Annotated in this window: 8 protein-coding genes and 1 other RNA gene; 8 read left to right on the forward strand and 1 reads right to left on the reverse strand. The window is 47.0% G+C overall.

All coding sequences use genetic code 11. From position 1 onward, the window contains the following. Positions 1 to 96: 96 nt before the first annotated feature. Complete coding sequence (locus HXT45_RS01420; RefSeq protein WP_421781974.1) at positions 97 to 2,466, reverse strand: transglycosylase domain-containing protein; 2,370 nt, start codon at positions 2,464 to 2,466, stop codon at positions 97 to 99. A 206-nt stretch (positions 2,467 to 2,672) separates the two neighbouring features. Between HXT45_RS01420 and HXT45_RS01425 the strand changes: the two genes are divergently transcribed. The 8 genes from HXT45_RS01425 to tmk all read left to right on the forward strand — a co-directional run bounded on the left by HXT45_RS01425 (position 2,673) and on the right by tmk (position 15,347). Next, entirely contained in the window at positions 2,673 to 3,815 is a 1,143-nt protein-coding gene (locus HXT45_RS01425) for an inositol-3-phosphate synthase (RefSeq protein ID WP_421781976.1), read from the forward strand. A gap of 110 nt (positions 3,816 to 3,925) precedes the next feature. Then, an RNA gene (ffs, locus tag HXT45_RS01430) (signal recognition particle sRNA small type) lies at positions 3,926 to 4,022 on the forward strand. 909 nt (positions 4,023 to 4,931) lie between these two features. After that, positions 4,932 to 6,098, forward strand: coding sequence for a hypothetical protein (locus HXT45_RS01435; protein ID WP_421781978.1), 1,167 nt, complete (start codon positions 4,932 to 4,934; stop codon positions 6,096 to 6,098). A 483-nt stretch (positions 6,099 to 6,581) separates the two neighbouring features. Further along, positions 6,582 to 8,126, forward strand: a complete 1,545-nt coding sequence (locus tag HXT45_RS01440) for a CAP domain-containing protein (RefSeq protein ID WP_421781980.1) — start codon at positions 6,582 to 6,584, stop codon at positions 8,124 to 8,126. Between the two features lie 215 nt (positions 8,127 to 8,341). Beyond that, positions 8,342 to 10,198: a cellulosome anchor protein gene (locus tag HXT45_RS01445; RefSeq protein WP_421781982.1), complete on the forward strand. Its 1,857-nt coding sequence runs from the start codon at positions 8,342 to 8,344 to the stop codon at positions 10,196 to 10,198. A gap of 211 nt (positions 10,199 to 10,409) precedes the next feature. Then, positions 10,410 to 11,522, forward strand: a complete 1,113-nt coding sequence (locus tag HXT45_RS01450) for a phosphatase PAP2 family protein (RefSeq protein ID WP_421782262.1) — start codon at positions 10,410 to 10,412, stop codon at positions 11,520 to 11,522. Between the two features lie 192 nt (positions 11,523 to 11,714). After that, positions 11,715 to 14,609: a type I DNA topoisomerase gene (gene topA / locus HXT45_RS01455; RefSeq protein ID WP_421781984.1), complete on the forward strand. Its 2,895-nt coding sequence runs from the start codon at positions 11,715 to 11,717 to the stop codon at positions 14,607 to 14,609. 21 nt (positions 14,610 to 14,630) lie between these two features. Then, positions 14,631 to 15,347 carry a dTMP kinase gene (tmk, locus tag HXT45_RS01460; protein ID WP_415704775.1) on the forward strand — a complete coding sequence of 239 codons (717 nt, stop codon included), beginning with the start codon at positions 14,631 to 14,633 and terminating at the stop codon, positions 15,345 to 15,347. The last annotated feature ends 22 nt before the right edge of the window (positions 15,348 to 15,369 follow it).

A 15,369-nucleotide genomic window follows, 5' to 3' on the forward strand; every position in this document is an offset into this window, starting at 1 on the left:
CATATTTGGCCTAAATCACGTACAAAAAGCGGAACATAACTCCGCACTTTGTACCAAATTTGACCCAATTTACGTATATTCTCGGGAAAATACAGCTTAATCGCCGCCACTTTGCGTTTGTGTAGTTCCGCTTTCTCCAGAAGATGATGCCGCGCCAGACCCATCGCCTGCGCTTCCGCCACTAGTAGTGCCGCCGCCAGCCGAGCCGTTCCCGTTATTCGGCCCATTCTCGCCAGACCCATTCGACCCATTTGCGCCATTCGCACGATCTTCACTACTAGAACTATCTTCCTTATTAGCGCCACTTGCGCCACTTGCACTATCTGCCTTATCTTTATCTTTATCTTTGCTATCTTCTTTATTTTCGCCGCTATCGTCGTCCGCAAATTCGTGCTTGCTTCCGCCAAGCCCCCAAGTGCCGTCAACACCTCCAATTTTGCCGTTATCTTTAGCCTCTGGGAACTTTTCCGCAGCCGTTCCAGCCAGAGCCGCGCGCATGTATCGCGTAAACAAATGCGCCGAATATCCGATTCCTCCAGGGTATCCGCGGAAAGTTGGCACAGGCAAAGGATTTCCTTGCGCATCTGGATTCCAAATAGCAAACACGGTCAAAACGCTTGGCGTAAATCCAACAAAACTACACGCCGAAGCATCGTTAGCGGTTCCCGACTTTCCAGCAATCGGCTTTCCAACGCCTCTAACCTCTGGCGAAGTACCGTATTGTACAACGCCTTGCATGGCCTTAATAGCAAGCGCCATGTCTGCCGCCGCAAACACCTGTTTTCCAACGGTCGGCGCCCTATAAAACTCTTTGCCGTCTGGGTTCTTAACGCTAGAAACAATGTGCAAATCTGGCCTGCGCCCCTGGTTTGCAATCGTCGAATACGCGCGCGCAATCTCACTAATATGCACGGGGTCGTTTCCAAGAACAGTAAACGGATTCTTGCCGTTAACGCGCTGCGCGTTTAGACCAGCCATAACAGCCGTATTTGCCACGCCTTTTTGCCCAAGCTTTTCTTGCAAAGCCATAAATGGCGTGTTCACAGAGTTTGCTGTTGCTTTATAAAGGTTGATTATTCCCCAATTTGTGTTTGCAAAGTTGTTTACTGGCTTGTCGATTCCCTTAAACTTTAGCCCTGTATTTCCATTAAACAGCGTGTTTAGGTTTGTTCCAGCCTGAATCGCGCCAATCAGCGCAAACGGCTTCATTGTACTTCCAGGCTCGTAAAGCGCTTGAGTGGCGTTATTTAGCGGCTTAGAAAGGTAGTCGTCGCCTGCATACACAGATATAATCGACCCATCTTTAGGATTTACGCTCATTGCGCCCGTTTGCACTCCTTGCGGCGTAATTCCGCGCGCGCCAGCAGTCGGGCTTGCAACGTTAAACATTAAATCCTGCTTAGCTTTGTCGATTGTTGTAATAATGCGGTATCCGCCTGTGTCTAGGTCTTCTTTTGTAAACGCGCCGCCGCTTGTAAGCTCGCTGCGAACCATTTGCAAAAGGTATCCTTGCGGCCCTGCGTACATGTTTTGCTTGGTTTGATTAATGGTTTGCGGCATTTTTGCGTTTTTGTATTCTTCGCTTGTAATGTACTTGTCTTTAAGCATGATTCTTAGCACGCGCTTGAATCGCATATTCGCCTCTTTAGGCATGATTGCAGGATCCCAGCTGCTTGGCGCAGGGATTATTCCAGCCAGCATTGCCGCTTGAGATAGCGTAAGATCCTTCGCTTCCACGCCAAAGTACGCTTTTGCTGCCGCCTGGATTCCGTACGCTCCGCGGCCCAGATAAATCGTGTTCATGTAATTGCACAGCACGGTGTTTTTGTCTTGTGTTTGCGCGATTTTTAGCGCAAGAATGGCCTCGTGCAGCTTGCCTAAATACGTTTTTGTTTCGCCAAGATAGTAGCGTTCCGCGTATTGTTGCGTAATCGTAGAGCCGCCCCATCTGCCTTTAGACGTTACGTTGTGGATTATTGCGCGCCCAATTCCCTTAAGATCAATTCCGCCGTCTTTGTAGAATGACCTGTTTTCGCTTGCGATTATTGCGTTTCCAACATATGGTTTTAGAACGGAGCAATTTATGATTTCGCGATTTTGCTCTGCAAAGCTGCCGATTTCCGTTTTTCCATCCGCGTAGTAAACCTTTGTTTTATCCGCCATTGCGATTTTGTCTGGCTGCGGAATGTCTGTTGTTACGTACATCCACGCAACCGTTAAAATTCCAAGGATTATTGGCGTAAAAATTACGATTAGCGCCCAAAAAATAATCGGATGTTTTGTTCTAAAGTTTTTTTGGATTCTTCTGTGGCTTCTGCGATTGTATTGTTGATTGTATGAGCGGTTGTGTGGTCGCCTTGTGCGCGCGCCAGCGCCAGCGCCAGCTCCAGTGCCATCGCCCGCGCTTCTTATAGTGCGCCTTTGGCTAGAAGAGTGCGAATTTCGTCCATTACTATTTGCAACCATACAATCCAAGTTAGCGCTTGGCGAGGAATTTTAACCATATGTAATCGTGCGTAATCATGCGTAATGAGGAATTTTAGCCATATGTAATCATATGTAATATCGTTTCAATCATATGCAATATCGTATGTAATATTTGTAAAAGCTAGTATTATAAAAGTGTATTAGTGCGGCGTTTTTGTGCCGATGATTTTTGTTAAGGAGTTTATATGAGTATCCGCGTTGCCATTGCCGGTGTTGGCAATTGTGCTTCGTCGTTAGTTCAGGGCGTTGAATACTACAAGAATGCCAATGATGGCGATAAAATTCCAGGATTAATGCATGCTGTTTTTGGGCAATATCGCGTGCGAGACATTGAGTTTGTAGCCGCTTTCGATGTTGACTCGTTAAAAGTTGGTCATGACTTAAGCGAGGCGATTTATGCTTCGCAAAACAACACGATTCGCTTTGCAGACGTGCCTAATCTTGGCGTTACAGTGCAGCGCGGCCCTACTTACGATGGCTTGGGCGACTACTACAAGCAAATGATTGACGAATCTAAAGAAGAGCCTGTAAATGTTGCCGAAGTTTTGCGCGATTTGCATGTAGACGTGCTTGTGTCTTACTTGCCAGTTGGCTCCGAGCAGGCAGACAAGGCGTATGCTACGGCAGCTATGGAAGCTGGATGCGCGTTTGTAAATTGCCTTCCTGTTTTTATTGCTTCCGACCCAGTTTGGGCGCAAAAATTCCGCGATGCAGGAGTTCCGATTATTGGCGACGATATTAAAAGCCAGGTTGGTGCTACGATTACGCACCGCGTTATGGCGCGACTTTTTGAAGATAGAGGAGTGCGTTTGGACCGCACTTACCAGCTTAATGTTGGCGGAAACATGGACTTTATGAACATGTTGCAGCGCTCTAGGCTTGAGTCGAAGAAGATTTCTAAGACGCGCGCGGTTACTTCGATTGTTCCGCACGATATGGATGACCACAACGTGCACATTGGTCCTTCGGACTATGTTGCTTGGCTTGACGACCGCAAGTTTGCGTTTGTGCGCTTGGAGGGCACCACTTTTGGCGATGTTCCGCTTAGCTTGGAGTACAAGCTTGAGGTGTGGGATTCGCCTAATTCCGCAGGCATTGTTATAGATGCTGTGCGCGCTGCGAAGATTGCGCTGGATCGCAAGCTTTCGGGGCCGATTTTGGCTCCTAGCTCTTACTTTATGAAGTCGCCAGCTGTTCAGCACGAAGATAGCGAGGCGCGCGAACTCGTTGAGCGCTATATTAATGGAGACGTTGAGGCAGACGAGTCGCAGCTTAATGCAGATGTTGAGGATGCAAAGAAGAGCGGCAAAAGCGTGTGGCGCGCCTAGTGGTGCGTCTAATGTTGCGGTTGTTTGAGATTTGATTTCGGCATTCGCTTGGCTTTTCGTCGGTTGCTTGCGACTTGCGCTCGACTTGTAGCCAAAATCGTGTAATATAGGTAGAGCCTCCGCGTGGCACTACGTCACCCAATCCCCCCAGGGCAGGAATGCAGCAAGGGTAAGTGGCCTCTGGTGGGTGCGCGGGGGTTTTCTGTATTCTGCGCGACGACTTGCATTCGAGCTTAGAGCGTAGCGCGAATCGACGATTTCGAGCTGCATAATGCGCGAGAAATCACCTCGATTCGCTGAGCCACTCAAGGCAGAAGCACTGCTTCTGCGTGGCGAAGACGTTCGCGCGCTTAGACCGCGCTAACGATACGCTTCATTCGCTGCGAAAAATCTCGAATCTCTGCCTAGTTTGGCGTAGTCCTGTAGTGCGTTTGTACCGAATTTTGGTGTTTTTTAATACAAACGCACTACATAAACACGCAAAACTGTAGTGTGTTTGTACTTAAAATATGTCGTGTCTATATTGACTCTTGAAAAATTCCATGGGAAAATCGTCTTAACAGAACCTCTCCACGCTTAATGTATTTTACATGCGGACCACGGAGAGGGCTTTTTTGTTGTTTATGTTGACTTTTGTTCAATGCTTTGTTCATTTTTTGTAGTGCGTTTGTACTGAATTTCGGTGTTTTTTGATACAAACGCACTACACAAACAAACAAAACAGTAGTGCGATTGTATTTGATTTACGACACGACCTACCTTTTTGCTTAGGCAGCGCAAGCGAGGCGACACGCGCGGAAAGTCTTTCCTTAAAAAAAGCTGGGAAAATTCTTCAAAAACCTTGAAATGCGTATTTTTACGGTTTAAGTGTTGTTTATCCACAAATTTTACGGCAATGTGGCCTTTATTGTGGATTAGTTTGTGTATAACATCATTTTTTTCGGTTTAGCACGTGTGGCTGGGGCTTGACTTTTCAAACGGGGGGGGGGCATGTTAATAGCAACATCACACGGTGGATAACCGTTGGTGGAATGCGTAAACGCGCGTTTTATATTTTCCTCGCCGCATTGCGACTTGTTCGCTTTGCGAGTGGGGGAGAAGAAGAAAGGAAATAAAATGATGAATAAGAAGGCTATCGCCGCTTTCGCTGCTGGCGCAACTTTGCTTGCTGGCTTCGCAATGGCAACCCCAGTGTTCGCTGCTGACAAGACTGAAGCTCCTAAGAAGGAAGCTGAAAAGAAGCTTACTCCTCTCGAGGAGAAGCAGGCTGCTGTTAAGACCGCTGAAGAGGGTCTTAAGAAGGCTGAGGAAGCTAAGACTGCTGCTGATGATGCTGCTACGAAGGCTTCCAATGCTTGGGAAGCTGCTAAGAAGTCTGCTCCAACTAAGGGCGTTGAAACCAAGGATCAAGGCAAGACTTACGTTAAAAAAGACGAATCAATGAATGATACTGAGCGCGATACAGCACAGAAGTTCTTGGATGCGCAGACTGCTGTTACGACTACAGCCGCTGATGCTGCTAAGGCTGCTGAGAATGTTAAGACCGCTAAGGCTGCTCTTAAGACTGCTCAGGATGCTCTTACCAACTACAAGCCAGAAGAAAAAGTTGAAGTAGCTGTGTCCACTCTTAAGGCTGCTTTGGTAAAGACCAGCGCTGATTTCGACGAAGCTAACGGCAACCTCGAGAAGGCTTACGCCAAGTACGATGCTGCATACGCTGAAGCCAAGGCTGCTCAGGCCAAGCTTGATGGTGCAAATGCTGCTCTTGCAAGTTTCAAGACTGCTCATGACGAGCTTACCAAGGCTGATAGGGTTGAGCTTGCTCAGCTTGAGAAGGCTGTTAAGGACGCTAAGGAAGATTTGGCCGACGCTGCTAAGGCTTTCAACGATGCTAAGACCGAGTTTACTAAGGCCTTTACTGATGCTAAGAAGGCTTGGGCTGCTTACAAGGGTGCATTCAAGGCTGCTAAGGCTAAGGACGCCGGATTGGTTGCTGGCTACGCTTTGCCAGACGACTTAGAGCCACTTGCTGCTAACTACCAGCCAGGTGTTTCTCACGTTACCCCAGGTTCTGTAAAGCCAGGCCAGGCTGGCAAGCCAGGTGCTAAGCCAGGTCAGGCTGGTGCCAATGGTGCTGCTGCTGGTGCTAAGACCACTGTGGTTGAGAAGAAGAAGGATGGCGGTAAGAAGTTGCCTGGTACTGGTGTTGGCGTAACTTTGACCGCTTTGGCTGCCACTATGCTCGCTGGCATGGGTGCTGCTGTTCGCAAGGCTCGTCACTAAGCTAAAAGTGTAAAAACTAAATTTGTCTAGCTGCGTAGTTTAAGCATTGCGATTGATGCGCTTAGTAGTAATTATTAATCGCATTATTAATCGTGTTGCTAATTGCGCAGCTAGATAAATACCCTCGGCTCGAAATTTAAGAGCGTTTATACTTGCGCTCAACGGTTGGTAAGGGGTTTTGTAGGGAAGCGCCTTGCTGATATGCCAATTGCGTGCTTACTAATTGTTTAAGCTCTGATTTGCTATTAATTTTCTTTCTTCTTGGAGTTTTAACGTTAGATAGTGTGTTTTAGGTGTTGAGCGTGTTGCTTTCGGTTTTGTTTGCTACTAGGGGCATTCAAAGCCGAAAGCTTTTTTGTTATTTGTCCCTGTAGCAAAGGCCTATAGTAAAAGCCTATAGCGAAGGTCCTATAGCGAAGGTCTTATAGCGAAGGTCTTATAGCAAAAACCTATAGTAAACCCCTATAGTAAAAGAGAAAATCCATGAAAAAGCAAACTCCAAAATCTGCCGAAAAAATGGCTTTCAATTCATTTTCTAATAACTCTTTCAGTTCATTTTCTAAAAAATTCACCGCTGCAACCGTAGCCGCAATTTTGGCTGGTTCAGCGGTTTCTATGTTTGGAGCTACTGCAAACACCGCTTTTGCTAGCGATGTAACAGTATCTAGCTACGCGCACCCAGCAACCAGTTACGATAGCACCAGCGCAAAAAGCACTGCTGGTGATCTTTTTAGAAGCGTAATGAATAATCAATCCCTTACGCAAGCTCAGCGCGATGATGCAGCTAAAGCTCTTGAAATATTGTATGGTCGTACAGAAAAGCCAGACTGGTACGATTCAAAAGTAAAGCTTAATAGCGGCGAAGAATCCCCTGATTACATTACGCGCTTGAATAATTCAATATCGTATATGCGCGCGATTAACGAGTATCGCAAGAGTCGTGGGCTTAATCCTCTTGGCGTAAGTCTTTATACGACGGCAGTAGCAATAAATGACGCGTTCTATTCTGCCAATGTTTTTGACCATGCAAGACACTATAAGACTTTTGAGAATTTGGCTTGGGGTCCATACGATAGCGGAATCTACGACGGCGGAACCACCACGGATACCATGACTGGCGCAATGAAACTGTGGGTTACTGACGAAAAAGCCAAGTACGATGACTTTATAGCTAAGGGCGTGTCTGATAAAGAAATAAGATCGAAGCATTATCTTGAGGTTGGCCACTACCTAAACTTTATACATCCAGCGCTTACGGCAATGGGTCTTACTAGCGGAAACATTAGCGACGAGTACGGCACTGTTATATCTTGGGAAGCTAAAGCAGGTGAGGTGCCATTTACGCTGGACGAGTACCAAAAGCTTATTAATGCATACATTAATGGGCAGCCTTATGATGTGACGCCAAGCGAGGAGACGCCTTCGGACGTGACGCCAAGTGATGTTACGCCTGAGCCTGAGCCTGCGCCTGTTCCTTCGGAGGAGACTCCTTCTGATGTGACGCCGTCTGATGTGACGCCTGACGTGACGCCTGATGTTACGCCTTCGGACTTCGACTTCACGCCAAGCTTCGATGTGACGCCGTCTGAGGAGACTCCGTCTGATTTTGACTTCACTCCAAGTTTTGATGTGACGCCAAGTGAGGATACTTATACTCCTTCTGATTTTGACTTCACTCCAAGCTTTGATGTTACGCCTTCTGAGGATGTGACCCCTTCGGACTTTGACTTCACGCCAAGCTTCGACGTGACGCCAAGCGAGGATACTTATACTCCTTCGGACTTTGACTTCACTCCTTCATTCGATGTGACGCCATCTGAGGATACTCCTTCTGACTTTGACTTCACGCCAAGCTTTGACGTAACGCCAAGTGAGGATACTTATACTCCTTCTGATTTTGATTTCACGCCAAGTTTTGATGAAGCGCCAGCTAGTGATTCTGATTCAAACGCTGATTCAAATGTAACGCCAAGTGACTTTACGTTTGATTACAACTTCGACGCTGTAGACGCTCGGCGCTTTGACTGAGCTTGAAATTGCATAACGCATTTCAAGCTCCTTCAAAGCGCTGAGCCGCTTAAGTGTAAAGTCCAGTGGACTTTACGCGCGGCGAAGACGTTAGCGCGCTTAGACCGCGCGAACGATGACATGTCTTTTCGCTTAAAGCGTAGCGCGTAAAGGCAGGTCGGAGCGCAAACGCATCGTCGTAGCAAAAATCGTAAGTAAGAAAAAGGAAGAATGTTATGAAAAATAAAACTTTAGTCGCAAAAAAGATTGCGTTAGTGGTAGCAGGCCTTTCGATGGCAGCTCCTTGCTTTATTGCGGGCGCGCCTGCGTTTGCTGACTCGTACGCAAGCGTTCAAAGAAGCACGAATGTTAATCTTGCAAAGCTTTATGGCACAACGGATGGCGTTGGTCTTATCTATAAGCATGGCAATGTGGATAAGAATCCATTGGGAGAGGGAAAGTTTGCATTTCAGCTGTATTACGACATGTTAATGGCGTCTAACAATACGCGAATGGCAAGTAAAACTGGCAAGCTTGATGCTGCTAGCGAAAAGCTTCTTAATTCAATAAAAGAGGAAATTAGAAGATACGAATATCATTTTCATTCTTTTACTAAGGAAGATGGCGAAGATTCGTATTTGCTTGAAAAACACTGGAAGCGTATTGATGCAGCTAAAAGCCAAGAAGAGTTGAAGAAAGCATACAAAGATCTTGCAGAGGCTATGCGCTTTTCTATTAGGAATTACAGTGCTCATTATGGTTTAAATAATGTTACGAATGGCATGCAAAATCCAAAGTCAAATAGTTTTGTAGACCCAACTCCTACAAAATCTAAGTTTGGCAATTATGATCTTTCGTACTTAGATAACTTTTCGCCAGTAGTCTCTAGAGACGATTCCTATCCGCATGCTCCAGCACCTGCGTCGTTGAGTGACGTTGATCCAAACTTAAAAGGCAACTTAGTCTTAGATAAAAGCATTGGTGCAGAAGCTGGAATGCCTAGCTATGTTAGGATTAAAACAAGAAGAATATATCCTAACGCAGATATGAACAAGATTATAAGTGATCCTCTTTTGGTTCTATCTCGCGCATACCTCTATAAGGGCAGTGTAGACGATTTTGGGGATGCGTACGGCGAGAAACCAGTGCTGCTGACTTCGTCAAGTTATAAAGATGACGATATCCTTATTGCTAAGGACTATTCAGGCGATCCTAATAATGACGATCTGGCCTTTGATGTTTCAATTCCAGAAGGCTGCCACGGCTTATATACGCTTTTGCTTGTAGGTGAGAACGGAAGGCAGCTTGGATGGACCACAATAAATGTTGATAAAGAGGGCGAGAGCGTTGGAGATATTTCACGTGGCGCCGCGATTGCTGCGTCTGACGCTTCGGACGTGACGCCTTCGGAGGAGCCAGGTGTTGAGCATGACGTTACGCCTTCATTCGACGTTACGCCAAGTTTTGATGTGACGCCTTCTGAGGATACTTATACTCCTTCTGATTTTGACTTTACGCCAAGTTTTGATGTGACGCCTTCTGAGGATACTTATACTCCGTCTGACTTTGACTTCTCTCCAAGCTTTGATGTGACACCTTCGGATGAGACTCCGTCTGATTTCGACTTCACTCCTTCGTTTGATGTGACTCCGTCTGAGGATACTTATACTCCTTCTGATTTTGACTTCACTCCAAGCTTTGATGTGACACCTTCGGATGAGACTGGTACTTCGTCTGACTTTGATTTCTCGCCAAGTTTTGATGTGACGCCAAGTGAGGATACTTATACTCCTTCTGATTTTGACTTCACTCCTTCGTTTGATGTGACGCCAAGTGAGGATACTTATACTCCTTCTGATTTCGACTTCTCTCCTTCGTTTGATGTAACGCCAAGTGAGGATACTCCTTCGGACTTCGATTTCACGCCAAGCTTTGACGTGACTCCTTCGGAGGATACTGAGACTTCGTCTGATTTCGATTTCTCGCCAAGTTTTGATGAAGCTCCAGCTAATGATTCTGATTCAAACGCAACGCCAAGTGACTTTACATTTGATTACAACTTCGACGCTGTAGACGCTCGGCGCTTTGACTGAGCTTGAAATTGCATAACGCATTTCAAGCTCCTTCAAAGCGCTGAGCCGCTTAAGCGTAAAGTCCAGTGGACTTTACGCGCGGCGAAGACGTGAGCGCGGCTAATCCGCGCGAGCGACATGACCTGTCTGTGCGCTTAGAGCGTGCTATTCCTCACGGCTTAATAGTCGTGAGGAATAGCGCTATGGAGCGCATGGAGTGTTGTTTGATAAAATGCTTGGTATGAGTCTATTAGAAGGCAGCCAGATTAGCGATATTAGCGAAAATATCCAAAATAGCCAAAACTCTCAAAGCAGCGCAGCTAACCAAGATATTTCTAAGCTCGATCCATTGATGAATCGCCCTAGAATATCAACAATCGTGTTATGCGCTATATTCGCATTGATTTTTGCTGCATCTGCTGCTCTTGTGTGGCTTCTAGCTGTTAGAACACCAATCGGCCAATCGTACGAAGAAATGGTAATCAGCACTTTTGGATATAGTGCCATTCCGCCAACATTCGCCGCAATTTTAGCGCCGCTTAGAAGTTCCATAATCGTTATAGTTTTATCTGCACTAATTTGCGTTGCGGCATTAATAATATCAATCATAAGAAAACGATGGTTGCTGCTTGCGCAATGCTGCGCAATATTCGCGCTATCGCTTGCTGCGGAGCCGTTAAAACGCGTTCTTCCTAGGCAAATGCTTGTAAACATTGCTACTCTTGCAAAAAATTCCGCACCTTCTGGCCACACTCTTTTAATGGCGGCTGCTTGCGCAATACTTGTTTGCGCGGCGTCTCGCGCGTTTAGAGCTTGGGCTGCGGCTGGAGCTGCGTTAATAACGTTTTTGCTTGCTGTGGCACTTATGGGAGGTCGCTGGCATAGGCCTGCAGACGTTGTAATGTCGGTACTAATAGTGGGCGCAATCTCTTGTGCTGTAATGGCTTTTACGCGCGGTTCTGCAATGGATTTGCCTGGGCGCAGAAAGTCGTCTATAAGCGTGCAAATTGTTGGAACCGCAATGATCACGATGGGCGTTGTTTGCATAGCGTATTTTGCATACATGTTTTATCAAATCATGCCAGGCATTGAGCTGGGCGCAAAATGGGCGATTGGCGTTTCGCACGTTTTAACATATTGGGCTGTTGCTGGCGCGTGTAGTATAACGTTCGGCGTTTTAATGGTTATTAAGCAATGCGCGGCTGCTCCTTTAAGTAGACTCGGATTAGTCGGCGCGCCTCCAACGCCTCCTGCATCTTCAACGTCTCCAGCATCTCCAGCAAAAAGCGATGAGCAAATTAAGCCTAATGAAAGCGATTTGTTGAAGATTCTATCGTCTAATTAAATAAAAAAATAAGTAAAATTGAATAAAAAATAAGTAAAGTGGTATATATAGGAGTATATGCTGATATCTCGCAAAGTTTGATTTTGTTGATTTTGCAGAATTTGCAACGCGTATTGCGTTAGAGTTGGCGTGGATTTTAGTAATAAAAGCGCGGAATTGCATATAGAATGCATCTGAATGAAAGGAGAGAGTATGACAGAGCAGAACAAGCTTGTCATTGTGGAGTCTCCCACTAAAGCGCGTAAAATAGGCGGATATCTTGGAAGCGGATACACGGTTATGGCGTCTGTAGGCCATATTCGCGATTTAGCACAGCCAAGCCAGGTGCCAGCCGCTAAAAAGGCGGATTTTGGCAAGTTTGGCGTAGATGTAAACAATGGTTTTGAGCCGTACTACGTTGTTGGAGCGGATAAAAAGAAAACGGTTTCGGACTTAAAAGCTGCGCTGGCAAAGTCTGGCGAATTATTCCTCGCAACTGATGAGGACCGCGAAGGAGAAGCGATTGCTTGGCATCTTGTGCAAGCACTTAAGCCAAAAGTGCCAGTAAAGCGCATGGTGTTTCACGAGATTACAAAGCCCGCGATTCAAGCTTCGCTTGCTAACACGCGAGATGTTGACAACCACATGGTTGACGCGCAAGAGACTCGCCGCGTGTTGGATAGATTGTACGGCTACGAGCTTTCGCCAGTTTTGTGGCGTAAAGTTGGGCCAGGGCTTTCGGCTGGTCGAGTGCAATCGGTTGCAACGCGTTTGATTGTTGAGCGCGAGCGCGAGCGAATGGCGTTTAGAAAAGCGAGCTATTGGGATGTTTGCGCGGATTTAAGCGCAAACGGCGTTGATTTCCAAGCGCGAATGACGGCTCTAAACGGAGCGCGTTTGGCTGGTTCTAAAGACTTTAACTCGCTTGGTGAGCTTCAAAAAGCTAAGGGCGAATCTGCTTTAGCGCACTATTTAAGCGAGGCAGACGCTTGCGCGATTGCACAAAGCCTTGGCACGGCTGATTTTGTTGTAAACTCAATGGACACTAAGCCGTATCGCCGCCGCCCGTTGCCTCCGTTTACAACGTCTACTCTTCAACAGACTGCTGGAAACCGCTTGTCGATGAGCTCTCGCCAAACTATGCGCGCGGCTCAATCTTTGTACGAAAACGGTTATATAACCTACATGCGTACGGATTCTGTAACGCTTTCTAAAGAGGCGATTTTTGCGGCTCGAGATTGCGTTAAGTCTAATTTTGGAGACGAGTATTTAGCGGATTCTCCAAAACAGTATGCTACGACTTCTGCAGGCGCTCAAGAAGCGCACGAGTGTATTCGTCCTGCTGGATCTACGTTTAGGAATCCTGCGGATTTGGCTGGCGTTCTGCCTGCCGATCAGCTTAAGCTTTACACGCTTATTTGGCAGCGCACGCTTGCATCTCAAATGGCGGATGCTACTGGTTTTACGGCTACAGTTAAGCTGGACGCTTCGGCTGGCAGCTTTGGAACGGCTAATTTCCAGGCTTCTGGAACCGTGATTGAGTTTGCTGGATTTATGAAGGTGTTTGGCGGATTCAGCGAAGACGAGCAATCTAAGGCTTTGCCTGCTATGGCTAATGGCGATGTTCTTAAAGCTTTGCAAGTCAGCGCGGATGGTCACGAAACTCAGCCGCCAGCGCGCTATACGGAAGCGTCTTTAGTTAAAACGCTGGAAGCTAAGGAGATTGGTAGGCCGTCTACTTACGCTAGCATTATTTCTACGATTATTGACCGCGGATATGTGTATGAGCGTGGGCGCGCGTTGATTCCAAGTTGGCTTGCTTTTGCTGTTATTAAGCTTTTGGAATCTAATTTCCCAACTTACGTTGACTATGCGTTTACGGCAGACATGGAAAATGGTTTGGACCGCATTGCGCATGGGGAGGAAGCTGGTAAGGATTGGCTTTACAAGTTTTACTTTGGAGATGATGCGGCGGCTGCTGGCGATTCTGCGGTTGCTAGCGACTTTGCAATGCACGAAGGATTGCAAAAGCAAGTTGATCAGCTTGGAGAGATTGACGCTCGAGAAATCAACACGATTGATATTGGCGGCGGATTGCACGTGCGCGTAGGCAGATACGGCCCGTATTTGGAAGATACTAAGAATCTAGACGAAGAGGGCAATGCGCGTAGAGCTTCGATTCCAAGCACTTTGGCTCCAGACGAGTTGAGCGAGCAGGTTGCTAGAGATTTGATTGAAAACAACTCCGACGGCCCGCGCGTTTTGGGAACAGATCCGCAAACTGGCGGAAGTGTAGAAGTTAGGAACGGGCGTTTTGGCGCGTATGTTGCGCTTGTTGAGGCTGCGGATGAGGCTTCGGGCGAGGATAAGTCGCAAGCAGCCGACGATTCTGCTAAAACTGGCGCAAAGTCTTCTGCAAAGTCTTCTGCAAAGTCTAAAAAGTCTGCTCAAAATAAGCCAAAAATGGCGTCTTTGTTCAAAACTATGGACCCTGCAACAATAACTTTGCAAGATGCTTTGAAACTTTTGAATTTGCCGCGATTAGTTGGCGTTGTAGAAGAAGTTGACGAGCAAGGCGAAGTAAAGCGCGCGAAGATTGAGGCGAATAATGGGCGATACGGACCTTATTTGACTAAGACTTACGAGCGCGCGGATTCTGGCGATTCGGCTGCGGATTCTAAGCCAGATAATCGCTCGCTTGCAAGCGAAGACGCGATTTTTAGCGTGACTTTAGACGAAGCTAAAGAGCTGTTTGCGCAACCAAAGTACGGCAAGCGCACGCGTGGAGCTGCAAAACCGCCGCTTAGGGAGCTTGGAGAAGACCCAGAAAGCGGCAAGCCAGTGGTGATTAAAGACGGCTTCTACGGAGCTTATATTACGGACGGCGTTACGAATCGCACGCTGCCAAAGCAGTACACGCCTGAGTCGATTGAGCCGCAAGTTGCGTTTGAGCTTTTGGCGCAAAAGCGAGCGGCAGGGCCTGTAAAGCGCAAGCGAGCGGCCGCTAAGAAGACTGCTGCTAAAAAGACTACGACTAAAAAAACAGCAGCTAAAAAAACGGCAGCTAAAAAGTCTACTGTAAAAAAGTCTACGACTAAATCCGAGTAAACCCGTAAGAGGTATGCGAAAATGGCTATATGTCTTAAAAAAAGCGGGATTAGCGGCTTAAACAAAGGTCTTAAGGGGCTTTTTATATCTTTTGAAGGTATAGACGGCGTTGGGAAAACCACGCAGGTCGAAGCTTTGCGTGATTTTTTGCAAGCGCGTGGGCTTGAGGTTGTTGTTACGAGAGAGCCTGGCGGCACGCAATTGGGAAAACAGTTGCGAGATATTCTTTTGCACGGAGATTCGATTTGTGCGCGCGCCGAAGCTCTGCTTTTTGCGGCGGATCGCGCTCAACACGCTGCGCAAATCATTATTCCAGCATTGCAGCGCGGTGCGGTGGTTATAACGGATCGCTACATTGATTCTTCGCTAGCATACCAATCGGGTGGGCGCGAGCTCACTATGCAAGATGTGCGCGATTTAAGCGAGTGGGCGTCTAATTGCCTTTGGCCAAATCGCACGTATTTGCTAGATATGAGCGAGAAGGACGCTGCTGTGCGATTGCATGGGCAGGCGGATCGCATGGAAAGTGCAGGGCTTGATTTTGCGAAGCGCACGCGTGAATCGTTTTTGGATCTTGCTAAACAAAACGCGCAAAGATTTTGCGTTTTAGACGCCACTTTGCCAGCTTGCGATTTATCGAAGTTGATTGCTAAAGACGTGTGCGAGTTGATGGATAATGCTGGCGTGCGTTACTGTTGCGAAAAATCGTCAGAATCGCCAGAAAATCAAGGATTTTAGGACTTTAGGACTCTAGGATTTT

The organism is Gardnerella sp. DNF01199S, from assembly GCF_049244155.1.
Lineage (GTDB): Bacteria > Actinomycetota > Actinomycetes > Actinomycetales > Bifidobacteriaceae > Bifidobacterium > Bifidobacterium piotii.

Coding starts and splice junctions, on each gene's coding strand:
- HXT45_RS01420 (WP_421781974.1), bottom strand. CDS start 2,466: ATGGTTGCAAATAGTAATGGACGAAATTCGCACTCTTCTAGCCAAAGG.
- HXT45_RS01425 (WP_421781976.1), top strand. CDS start 2,673: ATGAGTATCCGCGTTGCCATTGCCGGTGTTGGCAATTGTGCTTCGTCG.
- HXT45_RS01435 (WP_421781978.1), top strand. CDS start 4,932: ATGATGAATAAGAAGGCTATCGCCGCTTTCGCTGCTGGCGCAACTTTG.
- HXT45_RS01440 (WP_421781980.1), top strand. CDS start 6,582: ATGAAAAAGCAAACTCCAAAATCTGCCGAAAAAATGGCTTTCAATTCA.
- HXT45_RS01445 (WP_421781982.1), top strand. CDS start 8,342: ATGAAAAATAAAACTTTAGTCGCAAAAAAGATTGCGTTAGTGGTAGCA.
- HXT45_RS01450 (WP_421782262.1), top strand. CDS start 10,410: ATGCTTGGTATGAGTCTATTAGAAGGCAGCCAGATTAGCGATATTAGC.
- topA (WP_421781984.1), top strand. CDS start 11,715: ATGACAGAGCAGAACAAGCTTGTCATTGTGGAGTCTCCCACTAAAGCG.
- tmk (WP_415704775.1), top strand. CDS start 14,631: ATGGCTATATGTCTTAAAAAAAGCGGGATTAGCGGCTTAAACAAAGGT.